This window comes from Streptomyces sp. NPDC005435, from assembly GCF_040703155.1.
GTDB lineage: Bacteria > Actinomycetota > Actinomycetes > Streptomycetales > Streptomycetaceae > Streptomyces.
In genome coordinates, this window is sequence record NZ_JBEXEQ010000003.1 from 245,307 (window position 1) to 264,521 (window position 19,215).

The following is a 19,215-nucleotide window of genomic DNA, read 5'->3' on the forward strand; positions in this document are numbered from 1 at the left end:
TTCCGGTGTTCCCGTGGCTGGTTCCGGTACTCCGGCCGTCGGCTCCGGCACCCCTGCGGCGGCCTCCGGTGTCCCCGTGGCCGGTTCCCGCACCCCGGCAGACGCCTGCGGCACCCCTGCGGTCGGCTCCCGCCCCTCCGCAGTGGGCTCCGGTATCCCCGTGGCCGGTTCCAGCGCCCCCGCCGTCGACTCCCACGTCCCGGCCGCCGGCCCCCGCACCCCCGCCGTCGACCCCGGAAACGCCGCCCGCTTCCTGGATGCCCTCGCCGACCGTGTCGCCATAGGCGCCGCCTCCGTGGCCGCCCTGCTCGACCCCGGGTGTGTCGTCCTCGGAGGTGAGGTCGGGCAGGCCGGGGGAACGGAGCTGGCCGGACGGGTGGCGGAGCGGCTGCGGAGGATGTCGCCGCTGGCCACCGAGGTACGGGCGAGCGAACTCGGCGGCGGGGCCGTACTGCGCGGGGCCCTGCTGACCGCCCGCGACCGGGCGCAGGACGAGCTGTTCACCCCGCCGGGCCACCGGGCCGCGCCCTAACTCCCAGCGCCTGGCCTTCGCGTCGGTTCCCGGTCGTATCCCGGGCTGCTCCCGGCGTCCGCGTCGGCTCGCGGTCGTACCCCCGGCCGCTCCCGGCCTCCGCGTCAGCCCCCGACCGTATCCCCAGCCGCTCCGGCCGCCGCCCGTACCCACCCCCTACCGGCCCCCGCCCCGCCCCGTCGCCAGATACTCCTCGAACGTCACCTTCCCCACCGCCCTCTCCGGCGTCAGATGTCCGCCCGCGCGGAACGCCCGGTAGGTCCGGCCGGCCAGGGGTACTTCCGCGAGGGCCCGGCGCCGGCCGGTGGCGTGGAGGTAGGCGTCGGCCAGGGAGCGCAGGGTCCGTACCTCGGGGCCGCCCATGTCGGGTACCCGCCCCGCCGGTGCGGAGGAGGCCGACTCGGCCAGGCGGGAGGCCACTTCGGTCACCTCCACCGGCTGGTCGGAGAGCCCGGCCGGGAGCAGGGCGAGGGGAGGCGCGGTGAGGGCGCGGAGTGCCGTGGCCACCAGGTCGTGGAACTGGGTCGTGCGCAGCACCGTCCAGCCGAGGCCCGAGTCCTCGATGCGGCGTTCCACCGCGAGCTTGGCGCGGTAGTAGCCGAGCGGCACCCGGTCCACGCCGACGATCGAGATGTAGACCAGGTGTGCCGTACCGGCGCGGCGCGCGGCGGAGATCAGCCGGTCCGCGGCCTGTTCGTCGCCGCCCCGGGGGCTGCTCGCGCAGTGCACCACGGTGTCCACGCCCGTGAGGGCCGCGTCGAGGCCCGGTCCGCCCGTGCGCAGATCGACGGCGTACGGCTCGGCGTGCCTGCTGAGCACCCGTACCGCGTGGCCGTCCTCCCGCAGCCGTCCCACGACGTGCCGCCCGAGCGTGCCGGTCCCGCCGGTCACCAGGATCGTGCTCATCCGTCCTCCACTTCCCCTGCGGGGCGCTTCACCCCTGCAAGAGTGGGACGGACGGCCCCGCGTGGATGTGACATGGAGGTCGTGGTGACCCGGCGGCGGGCAAGGGCCGTCGTCACCGCCGCCGGGTCCGTCCGCACCATAAGAGGACTAGACCACTGTGGTCAATAGGTCCGGACCATGCTCAACACAGCTGTGAGGAAAGGCGGTTGACCGGCGCCCTCTCCGCGCCCGGCCGGCCGGACTCGCGTCCCTGTGAGGCACCCCACACCACTCGCCCGCATGGGTGACAGTCGGGCATGGCACACTGGCCGTGTACCAGAAGCAGCGCACTCCGGGGTCGGTGAAATTCCGAACCGGCGGTTACAGTCCGCGACCCGGTCGCTTCCAGCGGCCGGTTGACCAGGTGAAATTCCTGGACCGACGGTTAAAGTCCGGATGGGAGGCAGTGCGCGGCGGGCGGGCATCACCGATGCGCGCCGCCGTTTGAAGGACTTGTCCGCACGCGGACGCGTCCCCTCGGCGTCGCATTCGGTCGCGCCTCGTCCGTTCCTGCCGTCGTCATCGACGAGCCCCGGAGTCCGTGCCCCATGAGGCAGGAGGACCCGGGAAGTGTTCACCGGAATCGTCGAAGAGCTGGGTGAGATCACCGCCGTCGAGAATCTCGGCGACGCGTCCCGTTTCCGGCTTCGCGGCCCCGTCGTCACCGAAGGCGCGCGGCACGGCGACTCCATCGCCGTGAACGGGGTCTGTCTCACCGTCGTGGACCACGAGGGCGACGAGTTCACCGCCGACGTCATGGCCGAGACGCTCAAGCGCTCCAGCCTCGGCGCGCTGGACGTGGGCTCCCGCGTCAACCTGGAGCGCCCCACCGCGGTCGGCGCCCGCCTCGGCGGCCACATCGTGCAGGGCCACGTCGACGGCACCGGCGAGGTGCTGGCCCGTACCCCCTCCGAGCACTGGGAGGCCGTGAAGATCTCGCTGCCCGCCGAACTCTCCCGCTACGTCGTGGAGAAGGGCTCCATCACGGTGGACGGCATCAGCCTCACCGTGGTCGAGGCGGGCCCCGACTTCTTCACCGTCAGCCTCATCCCGACCACCCTCGCCCTGACCACACTCGGCCACAAGCAGCCCGGCGACCCGGTCAACCTCGAGGTCGACGTCATCGCCAAGTACGTGGAGCGACTGCTCGCGGCCGGGCAGGGGGACGCGCGGTGAACTCACTGAACTCCGAGGCGTTCACGCTGCTGGGCCAGCACATCCTCTGGTCCGACATGCTGGGCAACGTCTTCGGCCTGGCCGCGCTCGCCCTCGGCTGGCGCCGCTCCCTGTGGACCTGGCCGGTGCAGTTCGTCTCCGGCCTGATCCTCTTCGCCGCCTTCTACGGCCACCTCACCGGCAGCGCGGGCAAGCAGGCGGTCGTCATGGCCGTCGCGCTCTACGGCTTCTGGCAGTGGCGACGGGGCGGCAGCACCGCCGGCGGACACATCGCCCCCCGCTTCGCCACCTGGCGCGAGCGCGCCGCGATGATCGCCGCCGCGGCCGCCGGCACCGTCGCCGTCGCCCTGCTCTTCACCGCCTACCCGTCCCTGTCCTGGGACCCCTGGCCGGACGCCTACATCTTCGTCGGCACCATCGTCGCCATGTACGCCCAGGCCAAGGGCATGACCGAGTTCTGGATCGCCTGGCTCCTGGTCGACGTGGTCGGCGTCCCCCTCAACTTCGCCAACGGCTACGCCTTCTCCGGCTTCGTCTACGTCATCTACGGCGCACTCGTCCTGTGGGGCATGCGCGACTGGTGGCTGCGCTCCCGCGAGGCGGCGCGGCCCGTCCTGGAAGGAGCGCCGGCATGACCTCGGCACCGCCCCTGCACCACCTCGCCGCCGACGGCGCCGAGGACTTCACCCTCGACCCGGTCGAGCGCGCCGTCGCCGACATCGCGGCCGGGCGCCCGATCGTCGTCGTGGACGACGAGGACCGCGAGAACGAGGGCGACCTCGTCATCGCCGCCGAGAAGATCACCCCCGAGATCGTCGCCTTCATGATGAGCGAGTGCCGGGGCCTGATCTGCGCGCCCATGGAGGGCGCCGAACTCGACCGGCTCCGGCTGCCGCAGATGGTCGAGGACAACACCGAGGCGCTGCGCACCGCGTTCACCGTCTCCGTGGACGCCTCCGCCGCGCACGGCGTGACCACCGGCATCTCCGCCGCCGACCGCGCCACCACGCTTCAGCTCCTGGCGAGCGGCACCGCCGAGCCCGCCGACCTGGTGCGCCCCGGTCACATCTTCCCGCTGCGTGCCCGCGAGGGCGGCGTCCTGGTCCGCGACGGCCACACCGAGGCCGCCGTGGACCTCGCCCGCCTCGCCGGACTGCGCCCGGCCGGTGCCATCGTGGAGATCGCGGGCGAGGACGGCCGGATGCTGCGGCTGCCCGAGCTGATCCCCTTCGCCCGCAAGCACGGCCTGACGATCATCTCCATCGCGGACCTGATCACGTACCGCCGCGCCCAGGAGACCCCGGCCGCGGTGCCCGTGCAGAACGCGACCGCCCCGACCGGCACCGACCCCGCGACCGGCACGGCCCCCGCCGAGGCCGCCGTTCGCCGCGAGGCCGAGACCCGGCTGCCCACCCGGCACGGCGTCTTCACCGCCTACGGCTACCGCGCCGCCGACGGCGTCGAGCACGTCGCCCTCGTCCACGGCGAACTCGGCGACGGCGAGGACGTGTTGGTGCGCGTCCACTCCGAATGCCTCACCGGGGACGTCTTCGGCTCCCTGCGCTGCGACTGCGGCCCCCAGCTCGACGCCGCCCTGGAGCGCATCCAGGCCGAGGGCCGGGGCGCCGTCGTCTATCTGCGCGGCCACGAGGGACGCGGCATCGGACTGCTGTCCAAGCTGCGCGCCTACGAACTCCAGGAGCGCGGCCGCGACACCCTGGACGCCAACCTCGAACTCGGCCTGCCCGCCGACGCCCGGGACTACGGCGCGGGCGCCCGCATCCTCGCCGATCTCGGGGTCCGCGGTGTCCGGCTGATGACCAACAACCCCGACAAGACCGAGGCGTTGGAACGCCACGGTCTGAAGGTCACCGGCCGCGAGGCGATGCCCGTCCGCGCCGGTGAGCACAACCTCCGGTATCTGCGCACCAAGCGCGACCGGATGGGCCACGACCTGCCCTGGCTGGACACCCCCGCCGTGTCCACCTGCGGCGACCAGTAAGACACGGCACGACCGGCAAGACACGGCACGACCGGCAAGACAGAGCACTGAGGAGAGACGTGAGCGGCAAGGGTGCACCGGAGCTGTCCGTACGCAATGTGAGCGACCTCAGGGTCGCCGTCATCGCGGCGCAGTGGCACGACAAGGTGATGGACGGCCTGCTGAACGGCGCCACGCGCGCCCTGCACGAGCTGGGGATCGACGAGCCGACGGTGATCCGCGTCCCCGGCAGCTTCGAACTGCCCGTGGCCGCCAAGGTCCTCGCGGGCCGTGGCTACCACGCGATCGTCGCCCTCGGCGTCGTCATCCGGGGCGGCACCCCCCACTTCGACTATGTGTGCCAGGGCGTCGCCCAGGGCCTCACCCAGGTCTCGGTGGAGACCGGCGTCCCCGTCGGCTTCGGCGTGCTGACCTGCGACAACGAGGAGCAGGCCCTGGACCGGGCCGGCATCGAGGGCTCCAGCGAGGACAAGGGCCACGAGGCGGTCACCGCCGCCGTCGCGACCGCGGCCACGCTGCGCTCGGTGTCCGAACCCTGGCACTGAGGCACCCCCGGAGCGCGTAGGGTGGAGACCACCATGTCCAAGAAGACGTTCGAGGAGCTCTTCACCGAGCTCCAGCACAAGGCAGCCACCGGCGACCCCGCCACCTCCCGCACCGCGGAACTGGTCGGCAAGGGCGTCCATGCCATCGGCAAGAAGGTCGTCGAAGAGGCCGCCGAGGTCTGGATGGCCGCGGAGTACGAGGGCAAGGAAGCGGCCGCCGAGGAGATCTCCCAGCTGCTGTACCACGTCCAGGTGATGATGGTCGCCCGCGGCATCTCCCTGGACGACGTCTACGCCCATCTCTGAACCGCCCTGCGCGACTCCACCGTTCCGCCCGTTCCACCGCACCACCCCACGTCACACGAAGGAAGCCGAAACCTCATGCTGCGCATCGCTCTCCCCAACAAGGGTTCCCTGTCCGGACCTGCGGGGGAGATGCTGCATGAGGCCGGCTACCGGCAGCGCCGCGAGTCCAAGGAACTGCGCGTCGTCGACCCGGTGAACGAGGTCGAGTTCTTCTACCTCCGCCCCCGCGACATCGCGCTCTACGTCTCCTCCGGCCGCCTCGACATCGGCATCACCGGACGCGACCTGCTGATCGACTCCGGCGCCGGCGCCGAGGAGATCCTGCCGCTCGGCTTCGCCCGCTCCACCTTCCGCTTCGCCGCCAAGCCCGGCACCGCCACGGGCGTGGAGGAGCTGAAGGACCGCACCGTCGCCACCTCCTACGAGGGCATCGTCGCGGGCCACCTCGCCGAGCGCGGCGTGGACGCCTCCGTCGTGCACCTCGACGGCGCCGTGGAGACCGCCATCGAGCTCGGTGTCGCCGAGGTCATCGCGGACGTCGTGGAGACCGGCACCTCGCTGCGCAACGCGGGCCTTGAGGTCTTCGGCGACCCGATCATGACCTCCGAGGCCATCGTCATCCGCCGCACCGGCGCGGACGTCGAGGAGCCCAAGGTCCAGCAGTTCCTGCGCCGCCTCCAGGGCGTCCTGGTCGCCCGCACGTACGTGATGATGGACTACGACTGCCGCGTCGAGCAGCTGGAGAAGGCCGTCGCGCTCACGCCCGGCCTGGAGTCCCCGACGGTCTCCCCGCTGCACAACGAGGGCTGGGTCGCCGTCCGCGCCATGGTCCCCACCAAGGACGCCCAGCGCATCATGGACGACCTCTACGCGATCGGCGCCCGCGCCATCCTCACCACCGCCATCCACGCCTGCCGCCTGTGAGGGACACGCCCCGGATGTCCGACACCCCGCCCGCCCTCCCGGTCACCTTCCGGCCGGGCCACACCCGGGCCATCCTGCTCACCGCCGGAGTCGCGATCTTCGTGGTGATCTCCGGCATCGGCCTGCTCCTGGAGAAGGTCGGCCCGGGGGAGCGGCTCACCTTCGTCCTCACCGGCGCCCTCATCTTCTGGGTGCTGGCCCGGCTGGCCCGGGTGAAGGTCGTCGCCGAGGACTCCGGTGTGACCGTCGTCAACATCGCGAGCAGCCGCAAGCTGGACTGGGCGGAAATCGTCCAGGTCAACCTGCGGCAGGGCGACCCCTGGGTGTTCCTGAACCTCACCGACGGCACCAGCCTGGCCGCGCTCGGCATCCAGCCCGGCGTCGCCAAGCAGCGGGCCATCGCCGACGCACGGGCCCTGCGCACTCTGGTGGAGCAGCGCGCGCCGCGCGATCCGGAGGCCTCTCGGGGCTGAGCCCCGACGGCGGTCCGGCCCGAGGTCAGGGCCGGGTCGGGGTCCGCTCGGGGACGGTTCAGGGGCGCCGCCCCTGCCGCACCGGCCCCTGTCTTGACTAATCTGTTGGCGGAGGCGTCCCCATGGCGCCTCCGCCTCCGTCGTGCCACGCCCGGCGCGCACGGAGGTTTCCCTGCTATGCGAGGAGTGACCCTCTCCGGCGATGGACGGATCGTCCTGTAGTACCTGCGCCGCCCCCTGCCGACATACCGCGGACCCGTTCCGCGTGCGTGCCGAGGCGGCGGCATCATGACCACCTCTCTGCTGCTTCTCGCGGCTGCCTTCCTGCTCATCCTGGCCAACGGCTTCTTCGTGGCGGCCGAATTCGGCCTCGTCACGGTCGAGCGGCCCGACGCCGAGAAGGCGGCCGCCGACGGCGACAAGCGCGCCCACCGGGTCGTGGAGTCGCTGAAGGAGCTGTCCTTCCAGCTCTCCGGCACCCAGCTCGGCATCACCATCACCTCCCTGGTCGTCGGCATGCTCGCCGAACCGGCCCTGGCCGACCTGCTGGACGGCCCCGTAGGCGCGCTCGGCGTGCCCGAGGGCGTCGCCTCCGGGATCGCCGTCATCGTCGGCATGCTGCTCGCCTCGGCGGTCCAGATGGTGATCGGCGAACTCGTGCCCAAGAACTGGGCGGTCTCCAAGCCGCTCCAGGTGGCACGCTTCGTGGCCGGCCCGCAGCACCGCTTCGCGCGCCTGTTCCGCCCGGTCATCGCCGTGCTGAACACGGTGGCGAACAAACTGGTGCGCGCGCTCGGCGTCGAGCCCGCCGAGGAGCTGGCCTCCGCCCGCACCCCCGGCGAACTGGTCTCCCTGGCCCGGCACTCCGCACAGGCGGGTGCCCTGGAGCAGGACACCGCCGACCTGTTCGTGCGCACGCTCTCCCTGGGCGAGCTGACCGCACAGCACGTCATGACCCCGCGCGTGAAGGTCAGCGCCCTTGAGGACTCGGCCACCGCCGAGGACGTGGTCAATCTGACCCGGGCCACCGGCCTGTCCCGCTTCCCCGTCTACCGGGAGAAGATCGACGACGTGGTCGGCATGGTCCACCTCAAGGACGCCCTGGCGGTCCCGGCGCACGAGCGCCTGCGCACCCCGGTCGCCCGCATCGCCCACAAGGCGCTCCTCGTCCCGGAGACCCTGCCGGTGCGGCCGCTGCTGACCCGGCTGCGCAGCGAGCAGCCCATCGCGGTCGTCGTCGACGAGTACGGCGGCACGGCGGGCGTGGTCACCCTGGAGGACATCGTCGAGGAACTCGTCGGCGAGGTCCGCGACGAGCACGACCGCCAGGACGTGCCCGAGCTCGTCGCCGCCCCGCCCGAGGACGGCCGCCCCGCCTGGGACGTGGACGGCGGCTGCCGGGTCGATGTGCTCCGGCGCATCGGCCTCGAAGCCCCCGAGGGGCCGTACGAGACCGTCGCCGGGCTGGTCGCCGACCTGCTCGGCCGTATCCCCGCGCCCGGTGACCGGGCCGAACTGCCCGGCTGGCGGCTCTCGGTCCGCCAGGTCCGCCACTACCGTGCCGAGCGGGTCCGCGTGGTCCGTACGGCCCCGGTGGCCGCGGTGAAGGAGACCGTGCGATGAGCGTCCTGCAACTCTTCTTCGCGGCGCTGCTCGTGCTCGCCAACGGCTTCTTCGTCGGCGCCGAGTTCGCGCTCGTCTCCGTGCGCCGCAGCCAGATCGAACCGCTCGGCACCGCGCGGGCCCGCCAGGTCCTGCACGGTCTGGAGCGGCTGCCGCAGATGATGGCGGCGGCACAGTTCGGCATCACCGTCTGCTCCCTGACACTCGGCGCGGTGGCCGAGCCGACCGTGGCCCATCTCCTGGAGCCGCTGTTCGAGGCGGTCCACCTCCCCGAGGGCATGGTCCATCCGCTGGGCTACGCGATCGCCCTGGCCGCAGTGGTCTTCTTCCACCTGGTCATCGGCGAGATGGTCCCGAAGAACCTCGCCATGGCCGCCCCGGAGAAGGCCGCGATCTGGCTCGGCCCGGGCCTGGTGTACTTCGCCCGGCTCTGCCGGCCGGTCACGGTGGCCCTCGGCGCCTGCGCCCAGGGAATCCTGCGGCTCTTCCGCGTCGAGCCCAAGGACGAGGTCGAGGCCGTCGTCACCAGCGAGCAGCTCAACCGCCTCCTGGAGGATTCCGGCCAGGCCGGACTGCTCGACCCCGAGGAGCAGGAGCGCCTGGAGGACGCCCTGGAGCTGGGCTCCCGCCCGGTCACCGACGTCCTCCTCAAGCGGGAGTCCCTGGTCACCGTGGAGCCCTCGGTGACCCCGGCGGAGATCGTGGAGCTGACGGCGCGCACCGGCTACTCCCGCTTCCCGGTGGCCGCCTCGGACAAGGGCGCCTTCATGGGGTACGTCCACGTCAAGGACGTACTCGACCTGGAGGACTCGGGGCGCGCGGTGCCCCAGCACATCTGGCGGCCCATGGCCACGCTGCGCGCGGAACTCCCGCTGGACGACGCGCTCACCGTGATGCGCCGGGCGGCCACCCATCTGGCCCAGGTGGCCGACGCCTCCGGGCGGGTCCTCGGCCTGGTCGCCCTGGAGGACGCGCTGGAACTGCTGGTGGGCGAGGTCCGCGACCCGGCCCATCCGCAGCCGGCCCCGTCGCCGGACGAGAGCCCCGAGCCGGAGCGGTCCGCCGCGGAGGTCTCGGCGCCGAGGCCGAGCGGTGAGCCGGAGCAGGCCCTCACAGCCTGACCGGTCTCAGGCACAGGCCGCGGGACCCGTCACATCGTGGACGGGTCCTGCGGCCCCCGCCCCGACAGCACCTCGCCGTACGCCTGCATCAGATCGGGCAGCCGCAGCGTGGCGAGATCGTCCCGGGACAGCGTGCCCGGGTACACCGAGAGCCGCAGGTCCCGGTAGGCGCAGCTCTTCTCGTACAGCGTGCGCAGGAACCGGCCGTTGCCCAGCTCGTCGATCCACCCCTGGTCGACCACGTGCCCGGCGATGGACCGCAGCTCCTCCACCGCCTCGTCGTCCCACCGGTCGCCGTTCTCCGCCGCCAGCACCCGGCCGATCTCGGTGAGTTCGCCGGGGCGGTACGACGGGAAGTCCACCCGGGTCGTGAAGCGGGAGGACAGTCCGGGGTTGGCGGCCAGCAGCCGGTCCATGCCCTCCGGGTAGCCGGCCAGGATCACCACCAGGTGGTCCCGGTTGTCCTCGGCCCGCTTGAGCAGCACCTGAAGCGCCTCGTCGCCGTACGCGTCGCCCTTGCCGTACCCGGAGTTGGAGAGCGCGTACGCCTCGTCCACGAACAGCACGCCGCCGATCGCGGAGTCGATCAGCTCGTTGGCCTTCACGGCCGTCTGGCCCAGGTACTCGCCGACCAGGTCGGCGCGCTGGGCCTCCACCAGATGGTCGCCGCCGAGCAGACCGAGGGCGTAGAAGACCCGGCCCAGGATGCGGGCGACGGTGGTCTTGCCGGTGCCCGAGGGGCCCGAGAAGACGAAGTGTCGTTTCGGCGGCTGCACCGGGAGACCCTGTCCCGCCCGCAGCCGTGCCATGTTCAGCTGCGCGGAGAGCGCCTTCACCTGGCGCTTGACCGGTTCGAGCCCGACCATGCGCTCCAGCTCGGTCAGCGCCTCCTCCAGCAGGGCCGGGTCGGTGGGGCCCGCGGGCAGCGGCGCGGACGTGGACGTACCGCTCTTCACGCGCACCGCGCGGTCGGGCACGGAGGGCAGCGGGCCGGTCGGCAGGTCGGGTTCGGACAGGCGCAGATCGCGGCCCTCGGTGCCGAAGAGCGGATCGAGGGTGTCCGGGCCGTCCATGGCGTCCTGTCCGGCGCCGGCCAGGGTGATCGCGGCGAAGTCGCCCGGGTCGTCGTACCCGTCGCCCTCGGCGATGGCCGCGAGCCGGGCCGAGGTGTCCATGAAGGCCGGGTCCACCCGGTGCACCGCCCGGTACAGCGGCAGGGCGGCGGCGCTGCGGCCCGTGCCCTCGTGCGCGCGGGCCAGCCAGTAGCGCAGTTCCTTGCGCTGGGGCTGCTCGCTGCGGCAGCGCATCAGGGCCGCCGAGAGCAGCGGCTCGGCCTGCCCGTACATCTCCAGGCGCACCCGGGCCATGCCGCCGAACAGCCCGGCCTCGATGCCGAGCAGGGAGTCGTCGAGCAGCGGATCGGTGTGCCGCGTCAGCTGGTCCCAGTCCTTGACCAGATAGGAGCGGCACGCGTGCAGGAAGCGGACCTGCGGATCGGTGTCCACCGGCGGCAGTCCGGCCAGGGCCCGGTCCAGCTCCGGCACATGGCGGCCGTCCAGCCAGTGCGAGGCGTGCGCGAGCAGCAGATCGCGCGGGCTCTCCAGTACCGGCTGCACCCACCAGCCCAGCCAGTACCAGGAGTTGAGGGCGCGGCGGTGCCGGGCGCGCTGTTCCCCGAAGCGGTCGCGGTGCCGGAACATCCGCAGCAGCGCGGTCGTCGTGTCCACGCGCAGCGCGTGCAGCCCGAGCCAGGCGTCGGCCATCCCCGGGTCCATCCGCACCGCGGCGCGGAACTCCTCCTCCGCCTGCGGGTAGGCGCCCATCGTGTAGGCGTCCACGCCCCGCGTCCAGGCGAGGTCGGCCGGGGCCTCGGAGCCCCGCGTGCCGAAGTCCATCATCCCCCCATGAACCGTGCCCCCCAATGGTCACCGCCGGGCAGGCGCCCGGCGGTCGCCGCGGTCGAACCGCTGTGCCGCGGAACGGAGTTACCGGTGCGCGAGGCAGCGGCTCGAAGGTCGCACCGAGGGCATCGTACCCGCGGGACGACCAGGTGCCGAAGGGTGCGACAGGGGTCGTTCTGCGAGGTGGGGGCATACGGGGCGCACACCGCGCGGTGACCGAGAGTGAGAATCCGGGGCCGCAAAAGGGGCACGGAAACGGTGTCCGGGCAGAACGAAGCCCCCGGTCACGGGGGAACAACCGGGGGCTTCGTGTCTGCGGGGCGACTCCGGAGAGCCGCACATTGAGAACGTAAGACCTGTACGGGCCCTCGGTCAAGCGGAGTTGGGGCGCTCGTGAAAGTCGATCGCCCCTCCTCTTCACAAGTTCACCACACCGCCGATGGTCCCTCACGGTGAGTGACATCTTGGTCCGGTCCATCGGTCATCGCGGGCCCCGGCAGCACCTCGTACCCCTCGGGCACCTGGCGCACCAGAAGATCCGCACGGGGGCGCGAGGGGTCGTCCGCGAAGTGCGTGCGCTCCGCCGCCGTCCAGCCGTCCCAGAACTCCCGCTGCGCCTCCCCGTCCCGCCGCCGCCCGCGCGCCCACGCCTGCGCGGCGGGCAGCTCCATCCACAGCAGCAGCGCCAGATGCGGGCGCAGCTCCCGGCGCCCCGCGCCGACCCCCTCCACCAGGACCACCGGCGCGGACGGCAGCGGGCGGGGCGGCCCGAAGGCGCGCAGATTCCAGTCGTAGGGCGTGCAGCGCGCGCTCCCGCCGTGCGCCAGCGGAGTGATCACCTGCTCGGTGAAGCGGCCGGTCCAGCCGAAGAGGTGCTCATGGCTCGCGAAGTCGTCCAGGTGCAGCACGGGCGCCCCGCCCAGCGCGCCCGCCAGGCGTGCGGCGAAGGTGGACTTCCCCGAGCCGGCGTGCCCGTCGACACCCACCAGCCGGACCTGGCCCAGCGACGGGGGGAGGGCGCGCAGCCGGGCGGCGAGGTGCTGAATGGCGATTCCCGAGGTGTGGCGGTGTGGGGGAGTTCTCCGGAAACAGTCTAGTAGCGGCCGGTGCGGGCACCCTCCGGGGCGTCGAAACGTCACCCCTTGAACCACTGGCTGACTTCCGGTCAATGAGCGGATATTACGTTCCGATTCCGCCGACCGATTTGTGAATTTAGGCGTTCCCGGTGCGGCGGCGGCTGAGTAAGGTGCGTCCTGCGCAACTTGTGATGCGCCGTATGCGGACGGACAGGAGAGCATGGCCGCGGAGTTATTCGAAGGGCACTATGTATGGCATCCGGCGGCCGACGACCGTGTCCTGGCGAGTGTTTGCGTCGATGTGCGCGCCGGGCGTTATCGCTATGCCCAGGAGGCCCTGGCCGAGACGCGTTCCGACTTCGGCCTGCGTGCCCACCGCTCGCTGGTGCTCGCCTCCGAGGCGGCCGGCACCGACCTGGTCGAGCAGTGGCTCGCCGAGGAGGCCACGCCCGAGTCCACGCTGATGTGGGCCCGGGTCGCCGTACAGCGCGCGATGCGGGCCGCCGACGCGCGCGACGAACGCGCCGAGACGCTGGAGCGGATCGCCCTCACGGCCTGCGACCGGGCCGCGGCCCTCGCCCCCGACGACCCCACGCCCTGGGTCGCCAAGCTCACCATGGCCCGGCTGCACCGGCTGCGCGACCCCGCCCCGCAGGGCCTGCTGACCTCGCCGCCCGGCCCCTGGCGGCTGTTCTCCCACGTGCTCTCCCTCGACCCCTGGAACCGCGAGGGCCACCACCGCTTCCTGTCCTTCTTCTTCACGCGCCACGGCGGCTCGGTGAACGCGGCCTGGGACGTGGCCGCCTTCCTCAGCCAGCGCGCGCCCGCCGACTCCGCCCTCAGGCTGCTGCCCCTGGTGGCCCTGGTGGAGAGCTACAACCCCACCCAGCTCCTCGCGGACCGGGTCTGGGAGCAGCCCCAGTGGCGCTCCACCACCCTGGCCGCGTACCGCAACTGGCTGCCCACGGTGGCCGGTTACCGCTTCACCCCCGTGCTCGACCTGGCCTACCTCGCGCACGCACTGGTCATGGCCCAGTGCGAGTTCGAGGCCCGGGCGGTCTTCGCGGCGATGGGTCCGTACGCCTCGCGCATGCCCTGGAGTGCCTTCGGCGACCCCGCCGAGCAGCTCTCCCGGGCCCGGCGCGCGTGCGGGCTGCCCGTCCCCGGACCCGCCTGAAACCCGCAACCCGCTCTGTCCCCACAACAGAAAGGCCGATCTGTGTCGGAACGGATATCGACGCCCCGGGAGAAGTCCCGGGCGGACGAGGAACCGGTCGTCCTCGACGACGACGCGACGCTTCATGCGATGGGTTATCCGCGGAAACTGACCCGCCGATTCAAGGCGTTCGACAATTTCGCGATCTCCTTCACCATCATCAATATCCTCTCGGGTATTTTCTCCTCCTTCGGATTCGGTATGAATGCGGGCGGACCCCGTATTCTCGTGTTCGGCTGGATCGGCGTCTCGGTGATGGTCCTGTTCATCGGTGCCGCGATGGCGGAGGTGGCCTCGGCCTATCCGACGAGCGGTGCGCTGTATTTCTCGGCGGGCAAGCTCGCCAAGCGGCACAAGGGCGCCTGGTCGTGGTTCACCGGGTGGCTGAACTTCGTCGGTCAGATCGGCGGCACCGCCGCCACCGGCTACGCGGCCGCCACCTTCATCCAGGCGTTCGTCGCCCTCCAGTGGACGTCGTACGAGCCCACCACCCATCAGACCGTGCTGCTCACGGCCCTGATCATCGTGCTCCAGGGGCTCGCCAACACCTACACCGTGCAGCTCGTCGCCTTGCTGAACCGGATTTCCGTCTGGTGGCTGCTGATCGGACTCGTGGTGATCGTGACCGCACTCATCGTGATTCCGGATCACCATCAGTCGGCGTCGTTCGTCACGCATTTCGAGAACAACACCGGCTTCACCAACGGCCTTTACGGTGGCATGTTGGGTCTGCTCGTCACCAGCTGGACGTTCACCGGGTTCGACGGCAGCTTCCACATGTCCGAGGAAACGGTTCAGGCCACCGTCAACGCGCCGAAGGGGATCACCCGCGCCATCGGCTATTCGGCCGTCACCGGCCTGATCCTGATGCTCGCACTGGTCTACAGCATTAGCGACTACGCCAAGGTGGCCGGTTCCGACGCGCCTCCCGTCCAGATTCTCATCGACGGTCTCGGACTCGGCACCGCCAAGGCGATGCTGCTCATCGTCATCGGCGCGATGCTCTTCTGCGGCCTCGCCAACCTCACCAGCAACACCCGGCAGATCTTCGCCTTCTCCCGCGACGGCGCGATGCCCGGATCTCGCTGGTGGCACTCGGTCTCACCGCGCACCCGGACGCCCGTCAAGGCCGTCTGGCTCGCCGTCGCCTGCTCGCTCGCGCTGGTGATCCCCGGCTGGTGGTCCCACACGGCCTTCACCGCCATCGTCAGCGTCAACGTCGTCGGGCTCTTCCTCGCCTACGCGGTGCCGATCTTCCTCCGGCTGCGCCTCGGCGACGAGTTCCAGGCCGGCCCCTGGCACCTGGGCCGCTGGGGCCGCCCCATCGGCTGGCTCGCCGTGACCTGGATCCTGCTGAGCAGCGTCCTCTTCATGCTCCCGCAGGCGTCCCCGATCACCGTCGACTCCTTCAACTACGCCCCCATCGCCCTGGCGGCCGTCCTCCTGATCGCCACGGTGTGGTGGTTCACCACGGCCCGCCGCCGCTTCCAGGGCCCGGTCAGCTACGGCCGGCCGGACGAGGTGGCGGCGATGGACCTGATCTGACGGTTCCCTCCGGGGGTTCGGCAGGCTTCCACGCACGAGGGGGTCCGGGCGTACGCGCCCGGGCCCCCTCGGGGGTGACGGGGGCTGTGGGCCGGGGCGGATGTGCGGTTTCTTTTTTTGGGGGGCGTGCTCTCGGGCCGGTGGGGACCAGGGGCCTCGGCCTCGGCGTCGCGTCATTGGTTGAACCAATGTTCCTCGTGCGACAAGCGAAGAAGTGCTGGCAGGGACAGGGGCGCAGGCGCATAGTGGGCGCGAAGCCGTGCGTGGTCCACACCTGGCCGCACCCGTTCGAACCCGTTCGAACCCGTCCGCACCTGGACTCCCTGGGGGTAGTCGCGTCCATGAGCAGAGCCCAGCAGCCCTCCCGCCGCAGTGTCCTCGGGGCGGCCGTCGCCGTCGCGGTGAGTGCGGGGGCCGTCTCCGCCGTTCCCGCCGTCGCCGCTCCGGCCGTACGGCACGGCGGGGCGCCCGGCCGTCCCGTCGAGTACCACGCCTGGACCTCGTACACGGACTGGCGGCGGGGCACCGCACACGGCGTGCGGGCCGTGGCCGGATCGCGGCCCGGGATCGTGATCGCCGCGCCCGCGGGCCGTACCGACTACACCGACCCGCACACCGGCACCACCGCGACCTGGGAGTACGCCACCTGGACCTCGCCCGCGCACCGGCTCGGCGTGCCCGCCACCGAGGTCATCGCCTCCTGGAACGCCCACACCCCCGAGGGCACCTGGCTCCAGGTGGAGCTGAACGGCACCTACTCCGACGGCACCGCGACCCCCTGGTACGTGATGGGCCGCTGGGCCTCCGGCGACCAGGACATCCGGCGCACCTCGGTGGACGACCAGAGCGACGGCAAGAGCTCCGTGTGGACGGACACCTTCGCCATCGACGACGCGAGCACCGGCCTGCGCCTGGTGTCGTACCGGCTGCGCCTGACCCTGTACCGCAAGCCCGGCACCCGTCTCACCCCCACGGTCCGCCGCCTCGGCGCGATGGGCTCGGACATCCCCGACCGCTTCACCGTCCCGGCCTCCACCCCTGCCCTCACCCGCGAACTCGCCGTACCCCGCTACTCGCAGGAGATCCACAAGGGCCAGTACCCGCAGTACGACAACGGCGGCGAGGCCTGGTGCAGCCCCACCTCCTCGGAGATGATCATCGAGTACTGGGGCGCCCGTCCCACCCCCGAACAGCTCTCCTGGGTGGACCCCGCCTACGCCGATCCCCAGGTCTGCCACGCGGCCCGGTCCACCTACGACTACCAGTACGAGGGCTGCGGCAACTGGCCCTTCAACGCCGCCTACGCCGCCTCCTACTCCGGCCTCCAGGGCGTGATCACCCGCCTCACCTCCCTGACCGACCTGGAAAACCTGATCGCCGCCGGCATCCCCGCCATCACCTCCCAGTCCTTCCTGAAGACCGAACTGACCGGCGCGGGCTACGGCACCTCCGGCCACCTCATGACGGTCATCGGCTTCACCGGCGACGGCGACGTCATCGCCAACGACCCCGCCTCCCCGAGCGACGACGCGGTGCGGCGGGTGTACGCGCGGCGGGAGTTCGAGACCATCTGGCTGCGGACGAAGCGGTACAACGCCTCGGGGCAGGTCGCGTCGGGGACCGGTGGCGTCTGCTATCTGTACTTCCCGGCCGATCCGACACCGCGTCAGCGGCGGGCGCTCGCCGAGGTCGGGGTTCGCTGAGCGAGGGTTCGTCGACGGCGGCCACCCTTCCAGGGGTGGTCGCCTTTTTCTGGCCCTGACCGGGCAGGCGGCACGGTTCCAGGTGCTGGTGCGGTTCGCACTGGCACGGGAAACCGAGGACGGCCCCCGAACCCGGTGTCACTCGAATGCGCTCCGCCAGGGCCTGGATTTACTAGGACGTCCAACTATATAGTCGCGAACAAGGCCCGCGGTGCAGGGAAGCCGGTGTGATTCCGGCACGGTCCCGCCACTGTGACCGGGGAGTACGCCGTCGAGCAGGACGCCACTGACGAGCTCGAAGTCGGGAAGGCGGACGGCGCGCGCTGATCCGGGAGTCAGGATACCGGCCGCGGGATGTTCCGTGTGGTCCACGAGGATGGAGCTGACACGCATGGCACCGGTGTGCGTCCACGATCCCGGCAGGCCCGCCCCAGCGGCGCCGGCACGCCCAGGAGTTCGGCCCGTTTCCGCCGTCACGCCCTGACGGCCCCACGCCATTCGCGCATCCCGCGCGGCCCTCGCACACGCACGCCACCCCGTCCGTGTGCGACCCGTCCGCGCGCCGTCCCCGGACCCCACCTGACGAGAGCAGGCACCCATGGTCCGCACCACCGAACGCGCCGAGACGCGCGAACTGACCCACTTCGTCGGCGGCAAGCGCACCCCCGGAACCTCGGGAACCTACGGCGACGTGTACCGCCCGGACACCGGCGAGATCCAGGCCCTCGTCCCCCTCGCGAGCCGGGCCGAGACCGAGGCCGCGATCGCCGTGGCGGCCGAGGCCCAGCGCGAGTGGGCCGAGTGGAACCCGCAGCGCCGCGCCCGCGTCCTGCTGCGCTTCCTCGACCTGGCCGAACGCGAGAAGGACGCGCTGGCCCGGCTGCTGTCCTCCGAGCACGGCAAGACGATCCCCGACGCCCACGGCGACCTCCAACGCGGCCTGGAAGTCGTGGAGTTCGCGGCGGGCATCCCGCATCTGCTCAAGGGCGAGTTCACCGACAACGCGGGCACCGGCATCGACGTCCACTCGCTGCGCTCGCCCCTCGGTGTCATCGCCGGCATCACGCCGTTCAACTTCCCCGCGATGATCCCGCTGTGGCAGGCCGCGCCCGCCCTGGCCTGCGGCAACGCCTTCGTCCTCAAGCCCTCCGAACGCGACCCGTCCGTACCGCTGCGGCTCGCGGAACTCTTCCTGGAGGCCGGTCTGCCGCCCGGCGTGTTCAACGTCGTCAACGGGGCCCGGGAAGCGGTCGACACCCTGCTGGAGGACCCGCGCGTCGCCGCCCTCGGCTTCGTCGGCTCCACCCCGATCGCCGCGCACATCTACGCCACCGCCGCCGCCCACGGCAAGCGCGCCCAGTGCTTCGGCGGCGCCAAGAACCACATGATCGTCATGCCGGACGCCGATCTGGACCAGGCCGTCGACGCCCTGATCGGCGCCGGGTACGGCTCGGCGGGCGAACGCTGCATGGCGATCTCGGTCGCCGTCCCCGTGGGCGAGGAGACCGCCGACGCCCTCGTGGCCCGGCTCAAGGAACGCATCGGTTCGCTACGGATCGGCCGCAGCGACGACCCCGAGGCCGACTTCGGGCCCCTCGTCGGCCGCGACGCCGTGGACCGCGTCCGCTCCTATGTCGACCTCGGCGTGGAAGAGGGCGCCGAACTCGTCGTGGACGGACGGGACTTCGTCCTCCCCGGACACGAGGACGGCTTCTTCACCGGAGCCTCCCTCTTCGACCGGGTCACCCCCGCGATGCGCGTCTACCAGGAGGAGATCTTCGGGCCCGTCGTCTGCGTCGTCCGTGCCGCCGACTACGAGGAGGCCCTGCGCCTGCCCACCGAGCACCCCTACGGCAACGGCGTGGCCGTCTTCACCCGCGACGGCGACACCGCCCGCGACTTCACCCGGCGGGTCGGCGTCGGCATGGTCGGTGTCAACGTGCCCATTCCGGTGCCGGTCGCCTATCACACGTTCGGCGGCTGGAAACGGTCCGGTTTCGGTGATCTCAACCAGCACGGCCCGGACGCCGTCCGCTTCTGCACCCGTACGAAGACCGTCACCTCCCGCTGGCCCTCCGGCCTGCGCGAGGGTGCGAACTTCACGCTGCCCACGATGGGGTGATGGGC

The 19,215-nt window shown here is 71.8% G+C and carries 17 protein-coding genes and 2 riboswitches; of the genes, 14 read left to right on the top strand and 3 right to left on the bottom strand.

Annotated features, from left to right (window positions below):
- Window positions 1–532 (top strand): ROK family protein (locus AB0898_RS06025; protein ID WP_366801596.1); only part of this gene is annotated, 532 nt, incomplete at its 5' end.
- 156 nt (window positions 533–688) lie between these two features.
- Here AB0898_RS06025 and AB0898_RS06030 read toward each other — a convergent pair.
- Complete coding sequence (locus AB0898_RS06030) at window positions 689–1,438, bottom strand: NAD(P)H-binding protein (RefSeq protein ID WP_366801597.1); 750 nt, start codon at window positions 1,436–1,438, stop codon at window positions 689–691.
- A 322-nt stretch (window positions 1,439–1,760) separates the two neighbouring features.
- Window positions 1,761–1,891: riboswitch (FMN riboswitch) on the top strand.
- A 156-nt stretch (window positions 1,892–2,047) separates the two neighbouring features.
- On the opposite strand from AB0898_RS06030, the gene AB0898_RS06035 reads away from it, so the two are divergent.
- The 9 genes from AB0898_RS06035 to AB0898_RS06075 all read left to right on the top strand — a co-directional run bounded on the left by AB0898_RS06035 (window position 2,048) and on the right by AB0898_RS06075 (window position 9,647).
- The gene (locus tag AB0898_RS06035; protein ID WP_366801598.1) at window positions 2,048–2,653 is read left to right on the top strand and encodes a riboflavin synthase; all 606 of its coding nucleotides are present in this window, start codon (window positions 2,048–2,050) and stop codon (window positions 2,651–2,653) included.
- Window positions 2,650–3,288, top strand: coding sequence for a nicotinamide mononucleotide transporter family protein (locus AB0898_RS06040; protein WP_366801599.1), 639 nt, complete (start codon window positions 2,650–2,652; stop codon window positions 3,286–3,288). Before AB0898_RS06035 ends, AB0898_RS06040 begins: the two co-directional genes overlap by 4 nt.
- Complete coding sequence (locus AB0898_RS06045; RefSeq protein WP_366801600.1) at window positions 3,285–4,655, top strand: bifunctional 3,4-dihydroxy-2-butanone-4-phosphate synthase/GTP cyclohydrolase II; 1,371 nt, start codon at window positions 3,285–3,287, stop codon at window positions 4,653–4,655. Before AB0898_RS06040 ends, AB0898_RS06045 begins: the two co-directional genes overlap by 4 nt.
- Window positions 4,656–4,714: 59 nt before the next feature.
- Window positions 4,715–5,200, top strand: a complete 486-nt coding sequence (gene ribH / locus AB0898_RS06050; protein WP_366801601.1) for a 6,7-dimethyl-8-ribityllumazine synthase — start codon at window positions 4,715–4,717, stop codon at window positions 5,198–5,200.
- A 33-nt stretch (window positions 5,201–5,233) separates the two neighbouring features.
- Window positions 5,234–5,506: a phosphoribosyl-ATP diphosphatase gene (locus AB0898_RS06055; protein ID WP_026249121.1), complete on the top strand. Its 273-nt coding sequence runs from the start codon at window positions 5,234–5,236 to the stop codon at window positions 5,504–5,506.
- 75 nt (window positions 5,507–5,581) lie between these two features.
- Entirely contained in the window at window positions 5,582–6,430 is an 849-nt protein-coding gene (gene hisG / locus AB0898_RS06060) for an ATP phosphoribosyltransferase (protein ID WP_366801602.1), read from the top strand.
- Between the two features lie 14 nt (window positions 6,431–6,444).
- Complete coding sequence (locus tag AB0898_RS06065; RefSeq protein ID WP_366801603.1) at window positions 6,445–6,903, top strand: PH domain-containing protein; 459 nt, start codon at window positions 6,445–6,447, stop codon at window positions 6,901–6,903.
- A 288-nt stretch (window positions 6,904–7,191) separates the two neighbouring features.
- Window positions 7,192–8,526 (top strand): hemolysin family protein, encoded by a 1,335-nt coding sequence (locus tag AB0898_RS06070; protein WP_366801604.1) that lies wholly within the window; start codon window positions 7,192–7,194, stop codon window positions 8,524–8,526.
- Window positions 8,523–9,647: a hemolysin family protein gene (locus AB0898_RS06075; RefSeq protein WP_366801605.1), complete on the top strand. Its 1,125-nt coding sequence runs from the start codon at window positions 8,523–8,525 to the stop codon at window positions 9,645–9,647. Before AB0898_RS06070 ends, AB0898_RS06075 begins: the two co-directional genes overlap by 4 nt.
- 29 nt (window positions 9,648–9,676) lie before the next feature.
- Here the strand turns inward: AB0898_RS06075 and AB0898_RS06080 are convergent, their stop codons facing one another.
- Both AB0898_RS06080 and AB0898_RS06085 read right to left on the bottom strand, forming a co-directional pair.
- Window positions 9,677–11,542: an AAA family ATPase gene (locus tag AB0898_RS06080; protein ID WP_366801606.1), complete on the bottom strand. Its 1,866-nt coding sequence runs from the start codon at window positions 11,540–11,542 to the stop codon at window positions 9,677–9,679.
- Between the two features lie 431 nt (window positions 11,543–11,973).
- On the bottom strand, window positions 11,974–12,594 hold the full coding sequence (locus tag AB0898_RS06085) for a hypothetical protein (RefSeq protein ID WP_366801679.1): 621 nt from the start codon (window positions 12,592–12,594) through the stop codon (window positions 11,974–11,976).
- Window positions 12,595–12,844: 250 nt separating this feature from the next.
- On the opposite strand from AB0898_RS06085, the gene AB0898_RS06090 reads away from it, so the two are divergent.
- The 4 genes from AB0898_RS06090 (at window position 12,845) to AB0898_RS06105 (ending at window position 19,210) form a co-directional block, all read left to right on the top strand.
- Window positions 12,845–13,801 carry a hypothetical protein gene (locus AB0898_RS06090; RefSeq protein WP_366801607.1) on the top strand — a complete coding sequence of 319 codons (957 nt, stop codon included), beginning with the start codon at window positions 12,845–12,847 and terminating at the stop codon, window positions 13,799–13,801.
- Window positions 13,802–13,843: 42 nt separating this feature from the next.
- Window positions 13,844–15,385: an amino acid permease gene (locus tag AB0898_RS06095; RefSeq protein ID WP_366801608.1), complete on the top strand. Its 1,542-nt coding sequence runs from the start codon at window positions 13,844–13,846 to the stop codon at window positions 15,383–15,385.
- A gap of 341 nt (window positions 15,386–15,726) precedes the next feature.
- The gene (locus AB0898_RS06100) at window positions 15,727–17,088 is read left to right on the top strand and encodes a peptidase C39 family protein (protein ID WP_366801609.1); all 1,362 of its coding nucleotides are present in this window, start codon (window positions 15,727–15,729) and stop codon (window positions 17,086–17,088) included.
- Between the two features lie 185 nt (window positions 17,089–17,273).
- Window positions 17,274–17,455: riboswitch (cobalamin riboswitch) on the top strand.
- Between the two features lie 231 nt (window positions 17,456–17,686).
- The gene (locus tag AB0898_RS06105; RefSeq protein WP_366801610.1) at window positions 17,687–19,210 is read left to right on the top strand and encodes a CoA-acylating methylmalonate-semialdehyde dehydrogenase; all 1,524 of its coding nucleotides are present in this window, start codon (window positions 17,687–17,689) and stop codon (window positions 19,208–19,210) included.
- Window positions 19,211–19,215: the final 5 nt, after the last annotated feature.